This window comes from Nocardiopsis sp. TSRI0078 (genome assembly GCF_001905145.1).
Taxonomy (GTDB): Bacteria; Actinomycetota; Actinomycetes; order Streptosporangiales; family Streptosporangiaceae; genus Nocardiopsis.
In genome coordinates, this window is the sequence record NZ_LWLB01000008.1 from 87,729 (window position 1) to 111,731 (window position 24,003).

Sequence of the window (24,003 nt, forward strand, 5' to 3'; positions counted from 1 at the left end):
AAGATCCAGAATGTTTTCATGGTTTCAAGCCACTCCACGGAACGGAACCTCCATGGACCTGCTCACCGACTTCCTCGCCTGGGCCTGGCCGCGCCACCTCAACCCGCTGAGCTGGTACATCCGGCCGCTGTTCTTCCTGCCCATCGCCTACTTCTGCTGGACGCGCAGGCCCTTTCCGCTGGCTCTGACCATCGCGGCGATGCTGTCCAGCTTCTTCTGGTTCCCCGCCCCCGAGAGCATCGACCCCGCGATGGCCGGGGTCCTGGAGATGGAGAGGGAGCTGTTCACCGACCCCACTTGGGTCACCTGGGCGACCCTGCCGCTGGTACCCGCGCTGCTGGGCTCGCTGTGCGCGGCCTTCTGGTATCGCTCCCTGGGCTGGGGCCTGGTCGTGACCAACGGGGGCCTGGCACTCAAGATCGCCTGGACCGTCGCCAACTCCGGACAGGACGGGCTGGCCACCCTGCTCCCCCTGGGCCTGGGCATGGCCGTGACGACCGGGGCCGTGGTCGCCGTGGCACGGTGGCGCTCGATCCCCCTGTCCCTGACCGGGCGCCGGGGCGGGAGGCGGGAGAAGCCCGCACCGGCCGACGCACGGTGACCGGGAACCACCGACCGAGAAGGTAGGACCACCATGCCACCCGCGTTCTCCGCACAGGAGAAGGAACGCATCACCGCCCTGCTGCTGGAGTCCGGCCGCGCCCTGTTCACCACCCGGGGCCTGCGCAAGACCTCGCTGGAGGAACTCGTCGCGCCCGCCGGCATCGCCAAGAGCAGCTTCTACGTCTTCTTCGACTCCAAGGAGGCCCTCTACCTGGAACTGATGCTGCGCCAGATGGCCGAGGTCAAGGAGCGCGTCATCGACGGAGCCCTCACCAGCACCGGCGACGTACGCGAGGGGCTGCGGCGCTTCCTGCGCGCCAGCCTGGACGAACTGGAGTCCAACCCCCTCTACGGGCGGCTCATGACCCACCCCGAGGAGATGGACGCGGTCGTCCGCAAGGTCGACCCCGCCCGGGTCGACGCCTCACCCGACAACCCCGCGAACGCCCTCGGAGAGTTCGTCGCGGCCGGGCGCGAGAGCGGGAACCTGGTGGAGGCCCACCCCGCCGCGATCATCGGCGTCCTGCAGGCGGTCCTGCTCCTGCCCATGAACGCCGACCGCCTGGCCGCACCGGAGTACTACACCCAGACCCTCGACCTGCTGGTCGACATCGTCGCGCGGGGACTGGCCCCCCGGAGGGAATGACCGGCATGCACGCCCTCCTCCTCACCCACGGCACCCGCGGAGACGTCCAGCCCTTCCTGGCCCTGGCCAGGGCCCTGGACGCGGCCGGACACACCAGCCTGGTCGCGGGCCCCGCGGCCTCCGCCCCGCTCGCCGCCGAACACGGCGTCCACTACCACCCCGTGGACGACGGCCCCAACACCCTCATAGGCGACCCCGAACTGAGCGGTGTGAGGGACACCGGCCTGCGCGGGCTGCGCGGCGCCGCCCACACGGCCACCCTCCTGCGCAGGATCACCCCGCTCATGCGGCGGGTCCACGACGACATGGCCCGGGTCACCGACGGGGGCGCCGACCTCGTCGTGCACCTCCCCGGCATGCCGGGAGGGCACATCGCCGAACACCTGGGCGTGCCCTCGGTCCCGGTGGCCCTGCAGCCCTCCTGGGTGCCCACGCGCGCCTTCCCCGCCCCGGGCGTGCCCTGGCCGTCCTGGCTGCCGGACGCGCTCAACCCGGTGACGTACCGGCTCACCGCCCTGGCCCTGCGCGGCCAGCGCGCGGTGGCCGAGGAGTTCCGCTCACGAAGGATGGGCCTGCCCCCGCGACCCGGCCGCCACGACCCGCTGCGCCAACCCGACGGGACCCCCTCCACCGTCCTGCACGCCTTCAGCCGCCACCTGCTGCCCCCGGACGCGCACTACCCGCCGCAGGTGCACACCACCGGATTCTGGTTCCCGCCACCGGACCGGGAGTGGGAGCCCCCCGCCGCACTGGAGGACTTCCTCGACGCCGGAGACCCACCGGTGTTCGTCGGCTTCAGCAGCCTGCCCACCGCCGACCCGGCCGCCACCGGACGCATGGTGGCCGCGGCCGCACGCCGGGCCGGGGTGCGCGCCGTCCTCGCCTCCGGATCGGGCGGCGTCACCGCCGACGCGGGCCAGGACCACGTCCTGACCATCGACAAGGCCCCGCACGAGCGGCTGTTCCTCCGCTGCTCGGCGATCGTGCACCACGGCGGAGCGGGAACCACCGGAGCCGCACTCGCCTCGGGCCGACCGCAGGTGGTGTGCCCCTTCTGGGGCGACCAGCCCTTCTGGGCCCGGCGGACCCACGCCGCCGGAGCCGCCGCCGCCCCGCTGCGCGGCCAGCGGCTGACCGAGGACGCGCTGGCCCCGGCCCTGGCCCGCGCGGTCGGAAGCGCGCGGACCGTGGAGCGGGCACGCGTCCTGGGAGAACGGGTACGCGCCGAGGACGGCACCCGCACGGCCGTCCGCCTGCTGGAGCAGGTCGCCGACCGCCGGGGCACCGTATGAGTCACAGCCCGTGCAGCACACGCCAGGTACGCCGCACCAGCACCGCCGACACCACCGCGGTCACGACCGCTCCCCCGGCCAGGCACCACCACGGCCCCAAGGGACCGGAGGCGTACCCCGGAAGGGCCAGGGCCGGCCACGCCGGAGGAAGGACGAGCAGGAACAGCCCCCATGGCCGCGGCAGCGCCCACAGCACCACCGGGACCAGCACCATCACGGCGCCGATGCCCTTGACCACCACGAGGGCCTCGACCTTGTTGGCCGCCAGCGCGGTCATCCCCGCCAGCAGCAGGGCCGCCTGCGCGGACGCCAGGACCAAAGCCACGACCGTCCCCGCGGACCAACCCGACGCCATCAGCCCGCTCAGGGGCAGGGCCACCGCGAGCCCGACCAGGGAGGCCGCGGTGACGGCCACCAGACGGTAGGCGAGGTAGGCCCGCAGCGAGAGCGGGGAGACGCACAGGACCAGCAGGACGTTCTCGTCCCGGTCCTCGACCGCGCGCAACCCGCCCACCACCCCGAACATCATGGGAACGTGCAGCAGCACCAGCGCGGCCAGGACCGCGGGAGTGTGGGCCACCAGGTCGAAACCGTAGGAGGCGGCCAGGAAGTCCGCGACCGGCGGGAACCCCACACGGATGAGCAGGGCCAACAACACGGGCGCCACGAGCATCACCAGCATCAGCGGCCCCCGGCCGGTGCCGAGGAGGTCGACACGGACGAATCCCGCCAACGCCGGAAGGGCGCCCCTCCCGGTGGCCGAAGCCCTCCCCGCGGCGCGGCCGCGCCCCCGCCCCGACGCCCCGCGCCGGGACACGGCGGCGCCGCCCCCACCCCCCTCGACACCCCGGCGGGCGGCCTCGGCCGCCACCGCCACCCACACCAAGGCGTAGAGCACCCCCGCGGCCACGAGGAGCGGATCCGGTCCCAGGGGGCGCGGACCGATGCCCCACAGGATCAGGTCCGCCCCCACGGTGGTCGGCACCAGGTAGGTCAGCGGGTGCGCCACGACCCCCGAGACGTGCAGCAGCGGAACCAGCACCAGCGGCGCCACGACCGGGGCCGCCAGCAGGAAGCCCGACAGGTCCCGTGCGCGCGCCCCGGCCACCAGGCACACGGTGAGCAGCACCAGGGAGGTCAGCGCCACCCCGGCCAGGGACATCCCCAGCGCCCAGCCCGTCTCGGCGGTCCGCCCCCGCACCGACACGGCCACCATCGGCACGGCGATGAGCAGGGACAAGGCGGTGAGCACCACGAGCTTGGCTGCGACCGCCTCGGTACCGCGCAACGGGGTGGCGGCCAGGGCCTGGCGCGCCCCCTCGGTCCGCTCGAACAGCAGCAGGGCCACCACGAACAGCGCCCCGAACCCCGCCGTGTCGACGAAGAGCAGGTAGGGGACCACCACACGGGCCGTGTCGGCCGGAAGCGCGAACAGCACCAGGGTCCACACCGCACCCAGGCCCGCGGCCATGGGCACGACCCCGTAGCGCCGCTCCACCCGCCACTCCAGCACGGTGGCCGCCCACAGGCGCCTCACAGTTTCTCCCGGGTCACCGCGGCGAAGACCTCGTCCAACGACGCCTCCCGCGTGTGCAGGGTCTCGACCTCGCCCCGCGCCAGCAGCCGCTGCAACTCGGTGTCGCCGGTCAGGGCGTCCATGGGGAACTCCCGCGACCCCCGCCCCCGCACCTCGGCCACGAGCCCGGGCCGCCCGTGGCCCATCCTGAACCCGCGCGGGGTGTCCACGGCCGCGATCCGCCCCCGCACGACGAAGGCCACCCGGTCGCACAGCAGGTCCGCGGTGACCATGTCGTGCGTGGTGAGGAAGACCGTGGCGCCCGCCCCGGCCGCCCCGCGCACGACCTCGCGCAGCAGGGCGGCGCGCACCGGGTCCTGCCCCGAGGTGGGCTCGTCCAGGAACAGCAGGTCGGGCCGGTTGACCAGCGCCCGGGCCAGGTTCAGGCGCATGCGCATCCCCTTGGACAGGTCGTCGACCCGCCGGTCGGCGGCGTCGGACAGGTCCACCCTGGCCAGGAGTTCGTCCGGATCCTCGACCGGCCCCCGGTAGAGCGAGGCGAAGGCCGCCAGGTTCTCCCGCGCGGTGAGCCTGCCGAACCCCGCGGGCAGCTCGAACCCGACCCCCACACGCTCGAAGTAGTCCTGCCCCCACCGGCGCAGCGGACGCCCCAGGACGCGGACCTCACCCTCGTAGCGGCGCAGGAGGCGGGTCAGCACCCGCTGGGTCGTGGACTTGCCGGCCCCGCTCGGCCCGAGGAAACCGAAGACCTCCCCCCGGGACACCGAGAAGCTCATCCGCTCGACGGCGGGCGCCCCGCCTCCCGGATAGCGGACCCTCAGGTCCTCGACGGTGACGACCTGCTCGGCCATGGACGCTTCTCCCAAGGGGCGGGGCGACGGCCTCGGCGGGGCCGCCTGACACCCCATTGTCCACCGCCGTACCCGGGCCTGCCATGCGGCCCGGTAGCCCCGCCGCCCGGGCCGCATGGCAGGTCCGGGGGACGGGGCTACCGGGTGGGGGCTACCGGGTCGGCGCCCGCCGGGCGACATGGTCGGGCACCTCCACACCCGGCGCCAGCCCCGGGTCCGGCTCAGGCTCGCCGAACACCTGCCGGACCGGCAGCACACCCGCCCACAGCGGCAGGCCGTGGTCCTCCTCCTCGTCCACCGGCGGACCGGTGCGCACCTTCACCGACGCCTCCTCCAGCGACAGCGCCAGCACACGCGTGGCCGCCATCTCCCTGGCGCTGGGCCGCCGGACCACGTCCCACCGGCCCGGAGCCAGCTGCTCGGTCAGCGCGCGCAACCCCTCCAGCCGCTCCCGCTCGTCCGTGACCACGCGTGGCACACCGTAGACCACGGCGGAGCGGTGGTTGACCGAGTGGTGGAAGGCCGACCTGGCCAGCACGACACCGTCCAGCAGGGTCACGGTGACGCACACCTCGCCGCCCGCGCGCAGCGACCGCGCCCCGGTGGAACCGTGCAGGTAGAGGGTGTCGCCGATACGCCCGTACCCGGTGGGCACCACCATGGGCGCGCCGTCGACGACCACCCCCAGGTGGCAGACCATCCCCGCGTCCAGCAGGGAGTACAGATCCGACCGGTCGGTCCGGGCCTTGTGCTTGCCGCGGCGGATCCTGGTGCGTTCTGTGGTGGAGAGCATGGCGTTAGCCTAGAAAGCAAGTGGATACCCCACCATGGCCACTTCTTCCCGAAAACGAAATACCACTTTGCCCCGACGCCTCGCCGAACCGGCCTTCCACCTGGACCGCTCCGCCCTCGAGCCCCTCACCGTCCAACTGTCCGACGCACTGCGCGAGGCCATGTCCGGGGGGACGCTCGCCCCCGGCGAACGCCTGCCCTCCAGCCGCGCCCTCGCCGCGCAGCTGGGTGTGAGCAGGACCGTGGTGACCGAGGCCTACCAGCAGCTCTACGCCGAGGGATGGCTCGAGGGGCGGCACGGCTCGGGCACCTTCGTCGCCGAACACGACGCCCTGCCCGTCGCCGCGCCGCTCCGGGTGGAGGCCCCCGCCCCGCGCTGGTCCCGGGAGCAGGCCCGGCAGCGCGGCATGATCGACCTGCGCCCGGGCGCGCCGTGGGTGCGCGACCACGACCGCGCCGCCTGGCGCAGGGCCTGGCGGCACGCCGCCGAACAGCCCCCCGACGACGACCCCGACCCCCGGGGCCTGCCCCGCCTGCGCGAACTCCTCGCCGGACACCTGCGCCGGACCCGGGGCGTGCGCATCGGCCCGGAGAACGTCATGGTCACCCGCGGCACCGGCAACGGCCTGGACCTGGTCGGGGCCGCCCTGCTCGGCGCGGGCGCCCGGGCGGGCGTCGAGGAGCCCGGCTACCAGAAGGCCCGCACCATCCTGGCCGCGCGCGGGGCGCGGGTGCTCCCCTGCCCGGTCGACCACGACGGCATCCTCACCGAGGAACTGCCCGGCGGCCTGTCCGTCGTCCACACCACCCCCGCCCACCAGTACCCGCTCGGCGGACGGCTGCCGATCCCCCGACGCGAGCGCCTCCTGGCCTGGGCCCGCGCGAACGGGACCACGGTCGTGGAGGACGACTACGACGCAGAGTTCCGCTACGACGTGGCTCCCCTGCCCGCCATGTACGGCCTGGACCCCGGCCGGGTCGTCCTGCTCGGCACGCTCTCCAAGAGCCTGTCCCCCGACGTGGGGATCGGCTGGATCGTCGCCGAGGCCCCGCTGCTGGAGCGCCTGGCCCAGACCCGGCACGGCCTGTCGGACCGCACGAGCGTGCCGGTCCAGGCCGCGACCGCCCTGCTGCTGGAGCGCGGCGACCTCGACCGGCACCTGCGCCGGATGCGCCTGGAGTACGCCCGCCGCCGCAGGCTGCTGCTCGACCTGCTCCGGACCCGCCCGACCGGGGACACCGCGGGCCTGCACGTCCTGCTCCCGCTGCCCGCCCACGCCGTGGCCCCGGTGGTCGCCGAGGCCGCCGAACGGGGCGTGCTGGTGGACGACACCTCCCGCAACAGCCACGGGGCACCGACCGTGCACGGGCTGGTCCTCGGCTACGGCGCGGCGCACCCCGCCGACCTGCGCCGCGCCTGCACGGTCCTCAACGAGGTGATCGCCCGCCACACCGGGAGCGGCCCGGCCCACCCGCACGGTGAGGAGTAACTCCTTCCAGCACCGGTCCCCGCCCCCGGCACCCGATCTTCGTAACGCGTGCACGAGTGGTCCGGGTGGCCCCGGCTCCCACGTGTCGGGGCAACCGGAGCGCTCCCTGCCTTTTCCGCACGGCAAAGGTACGGAACCGACACCTCGGGTACCGCCTATCTCCCCCGAGCGCCCCTGGCACCGGCAGTAGTCGAGGACTCGGTGTCCATCCGTACCCGAACACGCCACCACGGCCATGTCAGTGCCGCCCCGATCAGCGCTCCGGCACTGTTGAGGAGTACGTCGTCCACCGAGGTGATGTGCCTGGTGCCCAACACGTACTGAAGTGCCTCCACACCGGCCGACACCGCCGCCGCCACGACCGCCACTCGCGCGAACCCCGCCAACCGGCGCCTCCACGCCAGCGGGAGCACTGCTCCCAACGGCACGAACAACGCGATGTTCCCGCCGTTCTGGTAGAGCCCGGTCATGCTCCCCAAACCCGAATCCGACATGTCGGAGAAGGGCACAAGGGAGATTCCGCCACTACTGCCCGGGTTGAACAGGGTGAGGACGAGGATGGGAAACAAGGTAGCCAGGGACAGCACGTCGAGCACGCTTTCCAGGGCCGCACGTTTGCACGGACGGCCCCGCCGCACGCGAACCCAGGCCACCACAGCGGTCACCAGTGCGACGACGGGGGAAAGAACGATGGAGGCTTCCAACGCGGTCGCCACCGAGGAAAGAACCATGCGGGCCACTCCACCACACCGCGTCGATCACCATGGGAACCGGCGACGACACAGCGGCGGACGAACCTCCCACCGCGCCTCGGCGCCCGCTCAGAGGTCCGCTGTCCGGCTCCACCACGGCACACGACCCGGCAGTTCACCGAGGCCCTCATCGGCCAGCCGGGTCCGTGGCCGGACCGCCCCGGGGACGCCACCGGTCACGTGTCCTGTGGCCGGGCCCCGGGAGGGCCCGGCCACCACACCGGGGGCGGCCCGGAGCGCTAGTCCTCGGCCCAGACACCCAGTTCGTTGCCGCTGGGGTCGGTGAAGTGGAAGCGGCGCCCGCCCGGGAAGGCGTAGGGGCCCTTCACCACGCGCCCGCCCGCGGCCTCCACTGCCTCGGCGGACCGGTCCAGGTCGGTGGAGTACAGCAGCACGAAGGGGCCGCCCGGCCGCACCTGCTCGCCCAGGGCGAGGCCGCCCACCTCGGGTGCGTCCGCACCCCGCGGGTTCTGGATCCCCGTGTACTGCGGCCCGTAGTCGTTGAACCGCCATCCGAAGGCCTCGGAGTAGAAGCTCCGCGCCTGGTCCAGGTCGGTGACCGTGAGCTCCAGGTAGTCGATGGCATGGTGCCTGTGTGATCCCTGTGTCATGCGCCGATTGTCCGCCGCGGGTACGACAAGCCGGGTGCGCCCCGCCCCGGGACACCGTCCTCCTGGTCTCGGGCGTTCGCCGGATGTTCGCTGTATCGGTCCACATGGCGTCGGGGGACACATCCCTCCTTGTAGAGCAAAGAGAAAAGCTGCTGCCTTTACGATGTAGATCTATTTCTGTGGCGCCGGGGAGCACGCGACGGCCGGCGGCACCCGCATGCGACACCCGCGCGGCCGAGGGACGGCCAGGGAAGCCGCCCCGAGGGCCGGTCCGCCGGTGGCGGCCAGGGCTGAGGCGTGGTGCCGTCGGTGCGTTCACCGGGGGTCCTCTCAGTGGGCGGGATCCGTGAGGCCGTGGAGCGGGGACCACTCCCGTCGGCGTACGGCCCACATACTGCGACCGATCGCAGTAACGCGCCGGCAACAGCGCGTATCGGAACGCGCTTTCCGCCAACGGGCGCAGAGCGGGATCCCCCGAGAAACCAGGAGGGGCGCAAACCCCGCACGTCACCGCTTCGACGGAAGGGTATTGGCGAGGCTAACCTCACCTCAGGGTGTTTTCCGCCCGTATGTCCAGGTGAGGAAGAAAGAGGTCCCGTGCGTATCGAACAGCCCGGCCGCCGCGCGATGATCCGTACCCGCGTGGTGCGGACCGAGCGCCTCAGCAAGCACTTCGTCACCGTGACCCTGGGCGGTGCGGAGCTGGCCGGCTTCGACTTCCTCGGCCGGGACCAGTTCGTGCGCCTCTTCCTCCCCCGGGAGGGGCAGGACCGGCTGCACATGCCCGCGGACGCCGACAAGCGGTGGGTGGAGCAGCTCTACGCCATGCCCCCGAGCCGTCAGCCGCACGTGCGCAGCTACTCGGTCCGGCGCTTCGACGCCGACGCGCTGGAGATGGACATCGAGTTCGTCGACCACGGCGACGCCGGTCCCGCCTCGGCCTGGGCGTCCCGGGCCGTCCCCGGCGACGAGGCGGGGCTGCTCGCCGACGGCGTGTACTACCTGCCCTCCGAGGACGCCGGCTGGCAGTTGCTCGTGGGCGACGAGAGCGCCGTGCCCGCCCTGGTGTCGATCCTGGAGCAGGCCCCCGAGGACCTGAGGGCACTGGTGTACCTGGAGGTGCCCTCCGCCGACGACGTGCGGCCTCTCCCCGACCTGCCCGGGATGCGGGTGCACTGGCTGCCCCGCACCGACCCGCACGCGGTTCCCGGACGGCTGGCCCTGGACACGGTCCGCACCGCCGAGCTGCCCGAGGGCCGCCCCTACTGCTTCGTGGCCGGGGAGAACACCCTGCCCACCGAGCTGCGCCGCACCCTGGTACGCGAACACGGCGTCCCCAAGGACGACATCGCCTTCATCGGCTACTGGCGCCACGGCAGGTCCGCCATGGAGTGAACCGCAGCGGGGGCCACGCCCCGCGGCCGCCGTCGGTCCGAGCCCGGCGACCGGCCGGCGGCGGTGCGCCCGGCGATACCGCGGCCGCACCGCCGGGCCTCAGCGACCCGGCACACGCCTCAGCAGGCGCCCGCGGGGTTCCACGGGCTGAACATCCCGGCGGGGTTCTTCTGCCAGAACCACACGTGCAGCGTGTAGTTGACCGGCAGGCCCGGGGCCTGCGGCTCGGAGGGCCCGTCGAAGGGCTGTCCGAAGAGGTGGGGGGCGGTCGTCGTCGGTGGAGACGTCCTGGTCCTCGTCGACGTAGAAGTACTCCACCGCGACGAGCTTGCGGCCGCCGTAGCCGTCGGGCTGGTAGACCAGCGCCTCGGGCTCGCGCGCGTCCAACTCCCGGTCGATCAGGTTCCGGTCGGCGTAGTGGTAGCCCATCACCCCCTCGGGGCTCTCCACGCACACGTCGTCCGGCAGGTAGCCGTCGGCGGTCGCCCGCTCCTCGTCCTTGTACTTGTTCAGGGCCTTCTTCGCCGCGACCAGTTCCTGGTGCACCGTCCCGTCCGCGTGTGCGCCCACCGGCGCGAGCACCGCCGGCGCGGCCCCTGTCAGAGCGGCGGCGAGTCGGTGCAGGGCTGGTGACATCGTGTTCCTCCTGGCTGTGTGCACCCTGCGCAGTCACGCCCTTCCGGGAGCGGGCCGGGGGCGCCGCATACGGAGGCGGTGCCCGCCCTGCGGGCTCCCGGACGGGGGCCGCGGGTGTTCGTACGACCGACAGCCTCTCGGCACACGCCCCGGCGGGATCGCCCGGCACAGTGGCCCTTGAGGAAAAGCCGACGCGGAATTGACCGGTCCCGGACGCCGCCTCGAAGGGCGTGCCGGCCGTTGCGGCCCCCGGGAAGCGCGCCGGGAACGGGCGGCCCGCCCCCGGCGCGCGGAAGGCCTCAGGCCCCCGCGTCCGTCAGGTCGGTGCGCCCCGCCAGCTGCGCCACAGGGCCGCATAGCGCCCCCCGGCGGCGACCAGGTCGGCGTGCGCGCCCTGCTCGACGATCCTGCCCCCGTCCATGACCACGACCCGGTCGGCCGTCTCAGCCTGGGTCAGCCGGTGCGCCACCACCAGGGTCGTGCGTCCGGCCGTGGCCGCGGCGGCCGCCCGCTCCAGGCGCCGGGCGCCCGAGCTGCCCGCCTCGGCGGTGGCCTCGTCCAGGACGGCCACGTCCGGGTCGGCCAGGACCAGGCGGGCCAGGGCCAGGTGCTGGGCCTGCTCAGCGGTCAGGGTGTGCCCGCCCTCGCCGACCACCGTCTCCAGGCCCTCGGGCAGGGCGCACACCCACTCCAGGGCGCCGACCGCGTCCAGGGCGGCCTCCGCCTCGTCCGCGGTGGCCCCGGCGCGGGCCAGGCGCAGGTCCTCCAGCAGGGTGCCGGCGAACACGTGGGTCTCCTGGCTGACGAGGAAGACGTGTTCGCGCACCCGCCGCTCCCCCAGTTCCTCCAGGGAGACCCCGCCCAGGTACACGCTTCCGGCCGTGGGCGTGCGCAGCCCGCCGACCAGGGCGGCCAGAGTGGTCTTGCCCGCGCCGCTGGCCCCGACCAGGGCCACGCGCTCGCCCGGGGCGACCTCCAGCGACACCTCCTCCAGGGCGGGCGGGCCGCCGGTGCCGTAGGAGTGGGTGACCGCCTCGACGCGCACCGAGGAACCCGCCGGGCCCTCCTCGGTCCCCGGCTCCGCCTCCGCCGGAAGGTCGGCCACGCCCGCCAGGCGGGCCAGGCTCGCCCCGGCCGACTGCACCTCGTTGAAGTTCATGGCCAGGAAGCTCATCGGGCCGAACAGGCGGTGGAAGTACAGGGCGGCGGCGGTGACCATGCCGACGGTGGCCATGTCGCCGCGCACCAGCCAGAACCCGACCACCAGCACGGAGGTCAGTCCGACGCACTCGGCGCCGTTGAGCCGCGATCCGAACCGGGTGAAGAGCCGGAACACCGCGACCGTGATGTCCATGGCGGCGCGGGAGCGGTCGCGGACGCGGCCCTGGTGCTCGTCCTCCAGGCGGTAGGCGCGCACGGTGCCCCTCCCGTGCAGGGCGCCCATCATCGCGTGCGAGCGCTCGCCCATGGCGACGCGCTCGCGGGCGTAGTAGGGGCCCGAGCGCGGCAGGTACCAGCGCACCGCCAGCACGTACACCGGAAGGGAGAGCATTCCGGCCAGGCCCAGGCGCCAGTCCAGGGCGGTCATGCCCGCGGCGGTCAGCAGCACGGTGGCCAGGGCCACGACCACGTCGGGGCCGTTGCGGGCGATGCTCGTGGTGACCACGGCGACGTCGTCGCCCACGCGGGAGAGCAGGTCACCGATGCGGACCCGTTCCAGGCGGGCGGCGGGCATGCGCAGCACGCGGTCCATGACGCGTTCGCGCAGACGGGCCAGGACGGTCTCGCCGACCCGGCTGACCAGCCAGCCGCCCACGCCCACCAGCAGGCCGCCGAGTACGCCCGTCACGGCGATCAGGGCGGCCGAGGACAGGACGGCGTCCAGGCCCCTGCCCGCGGAGATGTCGTCGACCATCCGGCCCAGCACCCACGGGGCGACCAGTCCGGCGGCACTGCCCGTGAGCACGGTGGCCAGGGCCAGCGGGGTGCTCCAGCCCGTGCGGCGCACCCCGTCGCCGAGCACAGCCCAGGTGCGGCGGGCCGAGGCGGTGGGGAGCAGGTCGCCGTGTGCGCCCGCCGGCGCCTCCGGGGTCCGCGGGGTCTCCACCGCCGCGCTCATCGCAGCACCGCCTCTCCGTAGTACCGGTCCTGTTCGACCAGGCTCGCGTGTGTTCCCGTGCCGCGGACCCGCCCCCCGGCGAGGACCACGACGCGGTCGGCGCGGGCCAGCAGCGCCGGGCTGTTGGCCACGACCAGGGTCGCCCCGGCCGGGTTCCGGTCCGCCCGGGCGGCGGCCACGCCCCGTGCGATGGCCTCCTCGGTGACCGCGTCCACGGCGGTGGTGGGGTCGTGCAGTACCAGCACGGGAGGGTCGGCGGCCAGGGCGCGGGCCAGGGCCACGCGCTGGCGCTGGCCTCCGGAGAGGTTGGCGGCGCGGTCGGCGACCGGCCGGTCCATGCCCTCGGGGTGGCCGCTGACCAGGTCCTCGGCCGCGGCGGCGCGCAGGGCCTCCAGCAGTCGGCCCTCGTCGGCCTCCGGGCGGGTGGTCAGGTTGGAGCGCAGGGTGCCCTCGAACAGGGTCGCGCCGTGCTCCTCCACCAGGACCGTGCCGCGCAGGGCGTCCAGGCCGAGCTCCTGGACGGGGACACCGCCCACCGTGAGCGCACCGCGCACCTGTCCGGGGTCGGCCCGGCCCGAGAACAGTTCCAGCAGTGCCTCGGCGTCGCGGGGATCGGTGGTGAGCACGCCCACCAGCTCGCCGGGGGCGAGTTCGAGGTCCACGTCGCGCAGGGTGCGGTAGCCGACGCCGGACAGGGCGACGACCGGTTCGTCCCCGCAGGCGCGCTCGCCCGGGGTGAGGGCGTCGGGCGCGTTGAGCAGGCGCACCAGCCGCTGCGCCGAGGCGCGCGCGGTGGCGAAGAGCTGGCCGACCATACCCAGTCCCTGGACGGGTTCGGCCAGGAACTGGGCCAGGCCGACGACGGTGACGAGTTCGCCGACGCTGAGGCGGCCGTTGAGCGCCATCCACCCGGCCGCGCCCGCCACACAGGCGAGGAAGAGGGCGCTGGCGGCGGTGACCAGGCCCCGGTAGAGGCCGTTGCTGGCGGCGGCGCCGACCGAGGCCTCCAGGGCGCGGGTGCTGGCCGCCCGGTAGCGGTCGGCGGCGTTGTGCCGGGCGCCGATGCCCATCAGGACGCGCAGGCCGCTGACCAGGTCGGTGGCCAGGGCCGTGGCCCCGGCCGCGGTGGCCTGCTTGGCCTCGCTGCGCCGGGTGATGCGTGCCGCGGGGAAGCGCAGCAGGAACATGAGCAGGGGGACGCCGACGAGCACTCCCAGGCCGAGGGGGACGTCCACGGCCAGCAGGGCGATGGTGGTGACGGCGATGGCGACCGCGACGGCGATCGACACCGACCAGGCGCGTACGTACAGGGCGGCCTGCTCGGCGTCGGAGGTGGCCACCGACAGCACCTCGCCCGCGCGCAGGCCGCTGCGCTCGCCGCGGGGGTCCAGGGCACGGCGGGCGGCCTCCACCCGCAGCAGGTGGGCCTCGTTCTCGGTGGCGCGCAGGGAGAAGCGGGCGCCGGTGCGGTAGGCCATGGCCAGGACCGTGAAGAGCACCGCCATGCCCGCGACGCAGACCGCCAGGGCGCGGGCGTCGCCGGGGACGACGGCCCGGTCGATGGTCAGGCCGATGGCGACGGGGACGAGGGCCTCGGCGACCTGGTGCAGGGAGAGCAGGACCACGCCGAGGGTGATGTGGCCGCGGTTGCGCCGCAGGGTGCGTCCGCGCAGGGCGCGCACGCTGTCGGGGACGGACCGGGCGGTGGACGCGGGTGGGGCGGTGGGGGTTTCCGGAGCCGGTCGGTCCCGGTCAGTGCCGGCGGTTCCGGCGGGGGCGGCGGCGCTCACGCGGCGCGACCTCTCGGTGCGGAGCGCGCGACCCCGTGCAGACGTGTACTCATCCGGTGTTCCCTCTCCTGCTGCCGTGTCGTGCCCTGGGCCGGGCCGGTGCGCCGGTCGACGCCGCCGGGTGGCCGCTCTCCGGCCGGGCCGGCGCGGCCCGCCGCGTCCGGCCACGGCGCCGCCGCTCTCCCCGGAAACGGACCCTGGACCGCCACATCAACCTTGGTTAGGCTAACCTTTCCCAGAACGACAACGGTCACCGCGGCTGGAAACCGGCAAACCGGATTCTCCATGACCGCCCACCGCGGAACAACCAGAGGGGCCCTCGCCTTGCGCATCAGGCATCCGAGCCGCCGCACCATGATCCGGACCAGGGTGGCGCGCACCGAGCGCACCACCGACCACTTCCTCACGGTGACGCTCACCGGTGAGGAGCTGGCCGAGTTCGAGTTCCTGGGCCTGGACCAGTGCACGAGGATCCTCTTCCCCAGGCCGGGCCAGGACCGGCTGCACCTGCCCGGCGCGGCCGAGGACGACGGGTGGGTGGACGCGTTCCGCTCCATGCCCGACGACCTGCGTCCGCACGTGCGCAACTACACCGTCCGGCGCTTCGACCCCGACGCGCTGGAGATGGACATCGAGTTCGTCGCGCACGGGGACGAGGGCCCGGCCTCGGCCTGGGCGCTGGCCGCCCGCGAGGGCGACGAACTGGGACTGTACCCGGAGGGGGTCTACTACCTGCCCTCCGAGGACGCCGACTGGCACCTGCTCGTGGGCGACGAGAGCGCCGTGCCCGCGCTGCTGTCCATCCTCGAACAGGCGCCCGGGGACATGCGGGGGCAGGCGTTCCTGGAGGTGCCCTCCGCCGACGACGTGCGCCCGGTACGGGCCCCGTCCGGAGTCGAGGTGCGCTGGCTGCCCCGCACCGACCCGCACGCGGTTCCCGGACGGCTGGCCCTGGAGACCGCGCGCGGGGTCGAGCCGCCCGAGGGGCGCCCCTACTGCTTCGTGGCCGGGGAGAACACCCTGCCCACCGAGCTGCGCCGCACCCTGGTACGCGAACACGGCGTCCCCAAGGACGACATCGCCTTCATCGGCTACTGGCGCCACGGCATCGAGGCCTATCCCTGAGGCGCGGGGCGCCCGCGGGAGACCGCACCGGTGCCCGAAGAGCGCCGCCGCGGACCCGTGTGACCCTCACCACGCGGCACCTCCTCCCAGGTCACCGCGCACCGGGCGGGAACCGCCGCCCGCCTTCGGCACCGGCGCTCTCCGGGCGCACCGGGGCGCCCGGAGAGCCCGCACGCGGACCCGCGCACAGGCTTGCGCAACGGCGCCGACTCCTCCACCATGGCTTTTGCTTAGGCAAGGCTAAGCTCAATTTCCCGACGAATGAGGCTCCATGAACCGCGGTCCGCTGATCCGCGGCGGCTCGATCGCCGCCGGTGCGCTGTCCCTCCTGCTGCTCGCCGCCTGCGGCGGCCAGACCACCGGCTCCGCGCAGGAGGGGTCGGACGGCGCTACCGCCGAGGGCTATCCGGTCACCGTCGAGACCCTGTACGGCGACGTGACGATCGAGGACGAGCCGGGCAACGTCGTCGCCCTGGGCTGGTCCGACGCCGAGACCGCGCTCGCGCTGGGCGTGCAGCCGGTCGGCGTGGCCGACTGGCAGGGCTACGGCGGCACGGGCGTGGGCCCCTGGGCGGCCGACCTGTTCGAGGAGGAGCCGGTCGAGGTCGGCACCATGGAGCCCAACCTGGAGGCGATCGCCTCCCTGGAGCCCGACGTCATCCTCGACACCCGCTCCGACAACAGCCAGGAGCGCCACGACCTGCTCTCGCCGGTGGCCCCGGTGGTGGGCCCGCCGCCCGGAGTCGAGGTCACCTACGGCACCACCTGGCAGCAGCAGACCCGCCAGGTCGCCCAGGTACTCGGCAAGGAGGAGAAGGGCGAGGAGGCCGTCAAGGAGCTGGAGGACCGCTTCGCCCACATCCGTGAGGACAACCCCGGGTTCGCGGACACGACCATCGCGGTCGGCGCGTACTACGACGGCCAGTACGGCGCCTACGTCCCCGGCGACTCGCGGGTGGACCTGCTCCAGGACCTCGGGTTCCAGTACAAGTCCGAGATCACCGAGATGGCCGACGGCGCGTTCTACGTGGACCTGAGCCCGGAGCGGGTGGAGGTCCTGGACGCGGACCTGACCGTCGTCTTCCCCATCGGCGACACCGCGGAGTTCCTGCACGAGGACCCGGTCCTGCAGAGCATCCCCTCCGCCGAGGACGGCCGCCTGATCATCCTGGACGACCCGGAGCTGGCCAACGCCTTCTCCAGCGGCTCGACCCTGGGCATCTCCTACGCGCTGGACGGGATCGTCCCGCTGGCCCGGGAGGCCCTGGCCGGCTGAGGACCCCGCACCGAAGAGGGGACGGGCCCCGCGGAGCGCGCGCTCCGCGGGGCCCTCGCCGTTTTCCGGACCGCTCCGGGTACCACGGCGGGCCCTCACCCTCCGTGGCGGCGAACACGGAACCGACATCCCACAGAAAACTCACATACCTCTCAAGTCACATGCTTCTCGTGGGAGCGGTCCCGAATTCTCGCCAACACCCCTTGCCCGCACGCGTCCGCGTACGTACAGTCACTTAACACGCATTCAGTGGGCACTCGCCCACGCAGGGTCATCCCTGCGCAGACCCGTACGGAACCCGCTAATCCGCGCGTGTCCGAGCGTTGGGCCGCCCTGTCCCCGCTCTCTCCGAAGGACATCATGAGCAGAAGGAAGAACGCCCGCCGCGCCACCACCGCCTCCACGGCGGTGGCCGCCTCCGTCGCCCTCGCGGCGGCGGTCCTCACCGCACCGCACTGGACCGGGAACACCCCGTCCGAGGCCAACGCCGACCTGAGCGCCGCCCCCGGCGACCTCGTCTGGTCGGACGAGTTCGACGGCCCCGCCGGCACCGCCCCCAACCCCGCCCACTGGAACCACGAAACCGGCGACCACGGCTGGGGCAACAACGAACTCCAGAACTACACCAACAGCCGCAACAACTCCGCCCTGGACGGCAACGGCAACCTCGTCATCACCGCACGACAAGAAACCGACGGCACCTACACCTCCGCCCGCATCACCACCCAGAACAAGATCGAACACGCCTACGGCCACATCGAGGCCCGCATCAAGATCCCCCGCGGCCAAGGCATCTGGCCCGCCTTCTGGATGCTCGGCTCGGACTTCCCCGACACCCCCTGGCCCCACTCCGGCGAAATCGACATCATGGAGAACGTCGGCCACGAACCCCACATGGTCCACGGCACCGTCCACGGCCCCGGCTACTCCGGCGGCGCCGGCATCGGCGCCTCCTACACCCACCCCCAGGGCTGGTCCTTCGCCGACGACTTCCACACCTTCGCCGTCGACTGGACCCCCGGCTCCATCACCTGGTCCGTGGACGGCAACGCCTACAACACCATCACCACAGCCGACGTGGGCGGCAACCCCTGGGTCTACGACCAGTCCTTCTTCATGATCCTCAACGTCGCCGTCGGCGGCCAATGGCCCGGCTACCCCGACGAAACCACCCAGTTCCCCCAACAGATGATCGTCGACTACGTCCGGATCTACGAGAACTGATCCGGTGAACGAATCCCGTCCCCGGCGGCGCCGGGGACGGGATCAGGGGCGGGATCGAGGACGGGGACGGGTCAGGGGCGGAAGAGCACCTTGAACACGCCGTCCTGCTTCTTCTGGAACTTCTCGTAGGCGGTCGGGGCGTCGTCCAGGGACAGGTGGTGGGTGGCGAAGTCCTCCACGCCAAGGCGGTCGGCGTCGTCCAGCAGCGGCAGGATCTCCGGTGTCCAGCGGCGCACGTTGGCCTGCCCCATCCGCAGCTGGATCTGCTTGTCGAAGAGCGTCATCATCGGCATCGGGTCGGCCATGCCCCCGTAGACGCCGATCAGCGAAATGGTTCCGCCGCGCCGCACCAGGTCGATGGCGGTGTGCAGGGCGGTCAACCGGTCGACGCCCGCCGTCTCCATCATCTTGGCCGCGGTCCCCTTGGGCAGGAACGAGGCCATCCGCTGGGCGAACTTGGCCGAGCCGTGCCCAGCCGCCTCCATGCCGACCGCGTCGATGACCGCGTCCGGGCCGCGGCCGTCGGTGCGGTCGCGGATCTCCTGGACCAGGTCGTCGGTGCCCTCGGAGGAGTCGAACACCTCCGTTCCGCGGGAGGCGGCACGAGCACGCCGCTCGGACACCGGGTCCACGCCGAACACCTGTCCCGCGCCCAGGTGGCCGGCGACCCGGCAGCACATGTCGCCGATCGGCCCCAGGCCCAGGACCGCCACCGACCCGCCCTCGGGCACGTCGGCGTAGCGGACCGCCTGCCATGCGGTCGCCAGCACGTCGGAGAGGAACACGTAGCGGTCGTCGGGTCCTTCCGGGGGCACGGGGATCGCGGTGTTGTCGGCGTGCGGAACCCGCAGGTACTCGGCCTGTCCTCCCGGCACCGATCCGTAGAGCTCGCTGTAGCCGAAGAGCGCCGCGCCCATGCCCTGTTCCTTCACCTGGGTGCTCTCGCACTGGCTCTGCAGGCCGCTCCGGCACATGACGCAGTGGCCGCAGGAGATCTGGAAGGGGACGACGACCCGCTGCCCGGGAACCAGGGAGGTCACACCGCTGCCCACCTCCTCGACCACGCCCATGGGTTCGTGTCCGAGGATGTCCCCGGGGTGCATGAAGGGAGTGAGCACCTCGTACAGATGCAGGTCCGAGCCGCACAGCCCCGAGGTGGTGACCCGGATGACCGCATCACCGGAGTCCTCGATCCGGGGATCGGGGACGTTCGCGGTCCCGACGTCCCTCGTACCGTTCCACACCACTGCCTTCATGATTCCCCCTGATCTCACGACGGTCGCGGTCGGTCGTGGCCGCCCACTACCCCGGGTACACCGCGGAAAACGGTCTCCGTAGCTCTCGGAAAAGAGCGATCGGTTTTCGCTACGGTGGGTAGCGGACATCCACTGTCCGTACCGGTACCGCGTCACGGCGGCCGTCCGCGGAGCACCTGGCCGGTTCCCGGCCGCCGGGCGGACCCACCGCGTGAGCGGACTCGCCGCCGCCCAGTGCCGAGGAGGCCCCCATGGCCGCGAGGACCACCGCCCGTACCCTGCTGGCGGGCGCGGTGGCGCTGCTGCTCCTGTGCGGATGCGTCGTCACCGTCGCGGACCCCGAACCGGAGGAGCGCACCTTCACACCGGGGTCGGACCGGCTCACGATCGTGGTGGACAACGGCGACCTGGACGTCTCCCCCGCGCAGACGAACGAGATCCTGGTGAAGCGCTGGGTGTCGGGCCGGTCCGTCCTCGGCGGCCCCAACGCCACCTGGGAGCTCAACGGGGAGACCCTGTCGCTGCTGTCCGAGTGCGACCAGGAGAGCGCCTGCCATGCCCGCTACCAGGTACTCATCCCCGAGGGCATCTCGCTGACCGTCGAGGGCGGCGACGGCCGTGTCGAGGCCACCGCGTTCGGCAAACCGCTGACGATCAGCACCGACGAGGGGGCGGTGGAGGTGCAGAGGGTCTCCGGTCCCCTCACCCTGAGCAGCGAGGAGGGCGACCTGCGCGCCGGCGGGGTGCGCTCGCGCACCCTGAGGGCCGACACGGGGAGCGGAAGGATCGACGTGTCCTTCATCAGCGCTCCCGACGACGCCCGGGTGACCACGGAGGAGGGGAACGCGACGCTGGAGTTGCCCGATGCCGCCTACGACGTGGACGCCTCCGGCGGAGGGGAGGTCGTCACCGAGGTGGACACGCACGAGGACAGCCCGCACAAGATCGCCGCCGAGACGGACGGCGGCCGGATCCGGCTGGTCCCCGTCGACTGACCCCCGGTGCCGTGTACCGGCGGCACGCGACGCGTGTGCCGGAGCCACCGGGCTCCTCGCGCGCCGGACGGCGCCGTCATCGCGGCCGAGGGGCCGGTTCTCCCCGCCCCGCCGACGGCATCCGGCGGTGGGCCCGCCGAGCTGCCCGGCACCCTGACCGACGAGGACGGCGGCCCGCTCGCCGACCAGGTGGTCGGCTTCTTCCGAGACCCCGGTCCCGGCTTTGGCAACCCAAGGTTGCTCCCCGCGAGTCCCCGTGCCGGACGCGCAGTGCCAGAATGCGGTGTGTGAGACACCAGCACTCGGACACACCGGACCCCGCGCAGGACTCTCCCCAGGTCGGTCCGCCCAAGACCAGCGCGGCCGGCCTTCCGGCCGTCCTGAACAGCGTCCGCCAGGTCGGCGAGCACGCGGGCGTGCGGCGCGGACTGCCCGCCATGCTCGCGGTCAACCAGAAGCGCGGCTTCGACTGCCCCGGTTGCGCCTGGCCCGAGGGCGACAGGCGGCACCGGGCCGAGTTCTGCGAGAACGGCGCCAAGGCCGTCGCCGAGGAGGCCACCGCCAAGGCGCTGACCGCCGACTTCTTCGCCGCCCACCCGGTCGCCGAGCTGGCGGAGCGTTCCGGGTACTGGCTGGGCCAGCAGGGCCGCCTCACCGAACCGATGTACCTGGCCGAGGGCGCCACCCACTACGAGCCGGTCGGCTGGGACCGCGCCCTGGACCTGGTCGCCGAGGACCTCCGGGCGCTGGACTCCCCCGACGAGGCCGTGTTCTACACCTCGGGCCGCACCAGCAACGAGGCCGCGTTCTGCTACCAGCTGTTCGCCCGGGCACTCGGCACGAACAACCTCCCCGACTGCTCCAACATGTGCCACGAGTCGTCCGGCTCGGCGCTGACCGAGACGCTGGGCGTGGGCAAGGGCAGCGTGTCCCTGGAGGACCTGCGCGAGGCCGACCTCATCATCGTGGCCGGGCAGAACCCCGGCACCAACCACCCCCGCATGCTCTCCGCCCTGGAGAGGGCCAAGAGGTCGGGGACCCGGATCGTCACCGTCAACCCGCTGCCCGAGGCGGGGATGCGGGAGTTCCGCAACCCGCAGCGCGCGGGCGGACTGCTCGGGCGCGGCACCGAACTGACCGACCTGTTCGCGCAGATCCGCCTGGGCGGCGACCTCGCCCTGTTCGGCGCCCTCAACCGGCTGCTGCTGGAGGCCGCCGAGCGCGGTGAGGACGTCCTGGACCGGAGGTTCGTCGCCGCCCACACCCACGGCTTCGAGGAGTTCGCCAAGACCCTGCTCGACGAGCCGGACGAGGAGTTCTGGCCGCGCACCGAGCGCGCCACCGGCCTGGACCGGGAGCTCATCGAGCGGATCGCCGCGATGGTCACCGCCTCGGAGCGGATCGTGGTGTGCTGGGCGATGGGCCTGACCCAGCACCGGCACTCGGTGCCCACCATCCGCGAGGTCGTCAACTTCCTTCTGCTGCGCGGCAACGTGGGCCGCCCGGGCGCGGGCGTGTGCCCGGTGCGCGGCCACTCCAACGTGCAGGGCGACCGAACGATGGGCATCTTCGAGCGCCCCGCCGACGCGTTCCTGGACGCCCTGGGCGCCGAGTTCGGGTTCGCACCGCCGCGAGAGCACGGGTACGACACCGTCAACGCCATCCGCGCCATGGCCCGCGGTGACGTGCGGGTGTTCTTCGCGATGGGCGGCAACTTCGTCGCGGCCACCCCCGACACCCTGGTCACCGAGGAGGCCATGCGCCGGGTGGGGCTGACGGTGCACGTGTCCACCAAGCTCAACCGCTCGCACGTGGTGACGGGGACGCGGGCGCTGATCCTGCCCGCGCTGGCGCGCAGCGACCGCGACATGCGCGATGGCGGATCCCGGTGGGTGACGGTGGAGGACTCCATGGGGAAGGTGCACGCCTCCCACGGTGTACTGCCTCCCCTGTCGGAGGGCATGCGCTCGGAGGTGGACATCATCTGCGACCTGGCCGAGCGCGTGCTGGGCGACTCCCCGGTGGCCTGGCCGGAGCTGACCGACTACGACCGGGTGCGCGAGCACGTGGCCGCGGTCGTCCCGGGCTTCGAGGACTTCAACGCACGCGCCCGGCGGTCCGGCGGGTTCACCCTGCCGCACGCGCCGCGCGACGACCGGCGCTTCCCCACCGCGACCGGGCTGGCCAACTTCACGGTGAACGGCACGTACGCCCCCGAGGCCCCCGAGGGGCGCCTGCTCCTGCAGACGCTGCGCTCGCACGACCAGTACAACACCACGGTGTACGGCCTCGACGACCGCTACCGGGGTGTCACCGGCGGTCGCCGGGTGGTGCTGGTCAACCCCGAGGACGCCCGTGAGCTGGGGCTGGCCGACGGCTCCTACACCGACCTCGTGAGCGAGTGGCGGGACGGCCGTGAGCGGCGCGCGGCGCACTTCCGTGTGGTGCACTACCCGACGGCGCGCGGGTGCGCGGCCTCCTACTTCCCGGAGACGAACGTGCTGGTGCCGCTGGACTCCACGGCCGAGACCAGCAACACGCCCACGTCGAAGTCGGTGGTGGTGCGCTTCGAGCCCGACTCCGGAGCCCCCTAGGGCGGCCGGGGCGGGCCGCCTGCGGCCGCCCCGGCGGGGGTCGGGGTTTGCGGGCGGCTCCGCAGTACCGGTCGACCGCCACGGGCTCGCCCGCCTCGGCCTCGGCGGGCCGCCAGAACGGCGCCGGGACCACGCCGGGCTGCCGCGGTTCGGGTCCGTCGAACAAGCCCGCGACCCCCTCGGGGCTGCGCAGGTGGTACGGCGCTCGCTCCGTATCGTGCTGCTCGCGAAAAGCGCCGCGCAAGAGGGATCACCGTGTCCACAGGCCTTCCCGGCGGTGGGGCCGCCCACGGCACGAAGCCCTCGCGGCCCCGCCCCGCCTTCCCCGATCCCGTCCCCCGGTGCGCGGGGGCACGGAGGTCCGCTCGTACCCTGGTGCGATGCCAGCTATCTACCTGATCCGCCACGGGAAGGCCTCTCCGGAGGCGGAGGACTACGACGAGTTGAGCCCGACCGGCTACGAACAGGCCCGGCTCCTGGGCGCCGAGCTCAAACGGCGCGAGCTGCCGGTCCGCCGGGTCGTCACGGGCGCGCTGCGCCGCCAGCGCCAGACCGCGGCCGCGGCCCTGGAGGAGGCGGGGCTGGGCCTGGAGCCCCTCGGTGACGAGCGCTGGAACGAGTACGACCACCTCGGCCTGCTCGGCTCCCACCCGGCCGGGACGGGTTCCCTCCAGGAGCGGCTCGACGCCTCCCTGAGCGCGTGGATCGAGGCCGGGGGCAGCGGACCGGGCACCTGGGAGGGCTTCCGTTCGGGGGTGCGCGCGGCGCTGGACGACCTGGTCTCCGGGCTGGGCCGGGGCGAGACGGCACTGGTGTTCACCTCCGCCGGGGTCATCGCGACGGTGTGCTCGACCCTGCTCGGCACCTCCCCGTCCGGGTTCCTGGCGATGAACCGCGTGGTGGTCAACGGCTCGGTGACCAAGCTGCTGCACGGCCGCGGCGGCACCCAGCTGCTGTCCTTCAACGACCACGCCCACCTGGAGCAGGGCGGTTCCGCGTTGATGACCTACCGCTGAACG

At 73.3% G+C, this 24,003-nt stretch carries 20 protein-coding genes and 1 pseudogene; 11 read left to right on the plus strand and 10 right to left on the minus strand.

Annotated features, from left to right (window positions below; all coding sequences use genetic code 11):
• Positions 1–52 precede the first annotated feature (52 nt).
• From A6A08_RS08935 to A6A08_RS08945, 3 genes are read left to right on the plus strand one after another with little or no spacing between them, the layout of a single operon-like run.
• Entirely contained in the window at positions 53–601 is a 549-nt protein-coding gene (locus A6A08_RS08935) for a hypothetical protein (protein ID WP_073702071.1), read from the plus strand.
• A gap of 33 nt (positions 602–634) precedes the next feature.
• Entirely contained in the window at positions 635–1,249 is a 615-nt protein-coding gene (locus A6A08_RS08940; protein WP_073702072.1) for a TetR/AcrR family transcriptional regulator, read from the plus strand.
• A 5-nt stretch (positions 1,250–1,254) separates the two neighbouring features.
• Positions 1,255–2,541, plus strand: coding sequence for a glycosyltransferase (locus A6A08_RS08945; protein WP_073702138.1), 1,287 nt, complete (start codon positions 1,255–1,257; stop codon positions 2,539–2,541).
• 1 nt (position 2,542) lies between these two features.
• Here the strand turns inward: A6A08_RS08945 and A6A08_RS08950 are convergent, their stop codons facing one another.
• The 3 genes from A6A08_RS08950 to A6A08_RS08960 form a co-directional block, all read right to left on the minus strand.
• On the minus strand, positions 2,543–4,078 hold the full coding sequence (locus A6A08_RS08950; protein ID WP_073702073.1) for a hypothetical protein: 1,536 nt from the start codon (positions 4,076–4,078) through the stop codon (positions 2,543–2,545).
• Positions 4,075–4,929, minus strand: a complete 855-nt coding sequence (locus A6A08_RS08955; RefSeq protein WP_073702074.1) for an ABC transporter ATP-binding protein — start codon at positions 4,927–4,929, stop codon at positions 4,075–4,077. The genes A6A08_RS08950 and A6A08_RS08955 overlap by 4 nt, the downstream gene beginning before the upstream one ends.
• 151 nt (positions 4,930–5,080) lie before the next feature.
• Positions 5,081–5,722, minus strand: a complete 642-nt coding sequence (locus tag A6A08_RS08960) for a pyridoxamine 5'-phosphate oxidase family protein (protein ID WP_073702075.1) — start codon at positions 5,720–5,722, stop codon at positions 5,081–5,083.
• 67 nt (positions 5,723–5,789) lie between these two features.
• On the opposite strand from A6A08_RS08960, the gene A6A08_RS08965 reads away from it, so the two are divergent.
• The gene (locus A6A08_RS08965; RefSeq protein ID WP_073702076.1) at positions 5,790–7,211 is read left to right on the plus strand and encodes a PLP-dependent aminotransferase family protein; all 1,422 of its coding nucleotides are present in this window, start codon (positions 5,790–5,792) and stop codon (positions 7,209–7,211) included.
• A 155-nt stretch (positions 7,212–7,366) separates the two neighbouring features.
• On the opposite strand, the gene A6A08_RS08970 is transcribed toward A6A08_RS08965, so the two are convergent.
• Together A6A08_RS08970 and A6A08_RS08975 are read right to left on the minus strand one after the other, a co-directional pair.
• Positions 7,367–7,942: a VanZ family protein gene (locus tag A6A08_RS08970; RefSeq protein ID WP_073702077.1), complete on the minus strand. Its 576-nt coding sequence runs from the start codon at positions 7,940–7,942 to the stop codon at positions 7,367–7,369.
• Between the two features lie 260 nt (positions 7,943–8,202).
• Positions 8,203–8,574 carry a VOC family protein gene (locus tag A6A08_RS08975; RefSeq protein WP_073702078.1) on the minus strand — a complete coding sequence of 124 codons (372 nt, stop codon included), beginning with the start codon at positions 8,572–8,574 and terminating at the stop codon, positions 8,203–8,205.
• A 597-nt stretch (positions 8,575–9,171) separates the two neighbouring features.
• On the opposite strand from A6A08_RS08975, the gene A6A08_RS08980 reads away from it, so the two are divergent.
• Complete coding sequence (locus A6A08_RS08980) at positions 9,172–9,969, plus strand: siderophore-interacting protein (protein ID WP_242422197.1); 798 nt, start codon at positions 9,172–9,174, stop codon at positions 9,967–9,969.
• A gap of 99 nt (positions 9,970–10,068) precedes the next feature.
• Here the strand turns inward: A6A08_RS08980 and A6A08_RS08985 are convergent, their stop codons facing one another.
• The 3 genes from A6A08_RS08985 to A6A08_RS08995 form a co-directional block, all read right to left on the minus strand.
• Complete coding sequence (locus tag A6A08_RS08985; protein WP_083609010.1) at positions 10,069–10,605, minus strand: hypothetical protein; 537 nt, start codon at positions 10,603–10,605, stop codon at positions 10,069–10,071.
• A 316-nt stretch (positions 10,606–10,921) separates the two neighbouring features.
• Positions 10,922–12,724, minus strand: a complete 1,803-nt coding sequence (locus tag A6A08_RS08990; RefSeq protein WP_073702079.1) for an ABC transporter ATP-binding protein — start codon at positions 12,722–12,724, stop codon at positions 10,922–10,924.
• Positions 12,721–14,514, minus strand: coding sequence for an ABC transporter ATP-binding protein (locus tag A6A08_RS08995; RefSeq protein WP_073702080.1), 1,794 nt, complete (start codon positions 14,512–14,514; stop codon positions 12,721–12,723). The genes A6A08_RS08990 and A6A08_RS08995 overlap by 4 nt, the downstream gene beginning before the upstream one ends.
• A 354-nt stretch (positions 14,515–14,868) precedes the next feature.
• Here A6A08_RS08995 and A6A08_RS09000 point away from each other — a divergent pair, with 354 nt between their 5' ends.
• The 3 genes from A6A08_RS09000 to A6A08_RS09015 all read left to right on the plus strand — a co-directional run bounded on the left by A6A08_RS09000 (position 14,869) and on the right by A6A08_RS09015 (position 18,139).
• Complete coding sequence (locus tag A6A08_RS09000; protein ID WP_083609012.1) at positions 14,869–15,639, plus strand: siderophore-interacting protein; 771 nt, start codon at positions 14,869–14,871, stop codon at positions 15,637–15,639.
• Between the two features lie 271 nt (positions 15,640–15,910).
• On the plus strand, positions 15,911–16,915 hold the full coding sequence (locus tag A6A08_RS09005) for an iron-siderophore ABC transporter substrate-binding protein (RefSeq protein ID WP_073702081.1): 1,005 nt from the start codon (positions 15,911–15,913) through the stop codon (positions 16,913–16,915).
• 360 nt (positions 16,916–17,275) lie between these two features.
• Positions 17,276–18,139: a family 16 glycosylhydrolase gene (locus A6A08_RS09015; protein ID WP_083609021.1), complete on the plus strand. Its 864-nt coding sequence runs from the start codon at positions 17,276–17,278 to the stop codon at positions 18,137–18,139.
• A 71-nt stretch (positions 18,140–18,210) separates the two neighbouring features.
• Here A6A08_RS09015 and A6A08_RS09020 read toward each other — a convergent pair whose 3' ends face one another.
• Positions 18,211–19,395, minus strand: coding sequence for an alcohol dehydrogenase catalytic domain-containing protein (locus A6A08_RS09020; RefSeq protein ID WP_073702084.1), 1,185 nt, complete (start codon positions 19,393–19,395; stop codon positions 18,211–18,213).
• Positions 19,396–19,646: 251 nt separating this feature from the next.
• On the opposite strand from A6A08_RS09020, the gene A6A08_RS09025 reads away from it, so the two are divergent.
• Both A6A08_RS09025 and A6A08_RS09030 read left to right on the plus strand, forming a co-directional pair.
• Positions 19,647–20,390, plus strand: coding sequence for a DUF4097 family beta strand repeat-containing protein (locus A6A08_RS09025; protein ID WP_073702085.1), 744 nt, complete (start codon positions 19,647–19,649; stop codon positions 20,388–20,390).
• A gap of 278 nt (positions 20,391–20,668) precedes the next feature.
• On the plus strand, positions 20,669–22,984 hold the full coding sequence (locus A6A08_RS09030) for an FdhF/YdeP family oxidoreductase (protein ID WP_073702086.1): 2,316 nt from the start codon (positions 20,669–20,671) through the stop codon (positions 22,982–22,984).
• Between the two features lie 55 nt (positions 22,985–23,039).
• Here A6A08_RS09030 and A6A08_RS29105 read toward each other — a convergent pair.
• Positions 23,040–23,228: pseudogene (locus A6A08_RS29105) on the minus strand (SAM-dependent methyltransferase); the annotation flags it as partial.
• Between the two features lie 136 nt (positions 23,229–23,364).
• Here A6A08_RS29105 and A6A08_RS09040 point away from each other — a divergent pair.
• Positions 23,365–24,000 (plus strand): histidine phosphatase family protein, encoded by a 636-nt coding sequence (locus A6A08_RS09040; RefSeq protein WP_073702087.1) that lies wholly within the window; start codon positions 23,365–23,367, stop codon positions 23,998–24,000.
• The last annotated feature ends 3 nt before the right edge of the window (positions 24,001–24,003 follow it).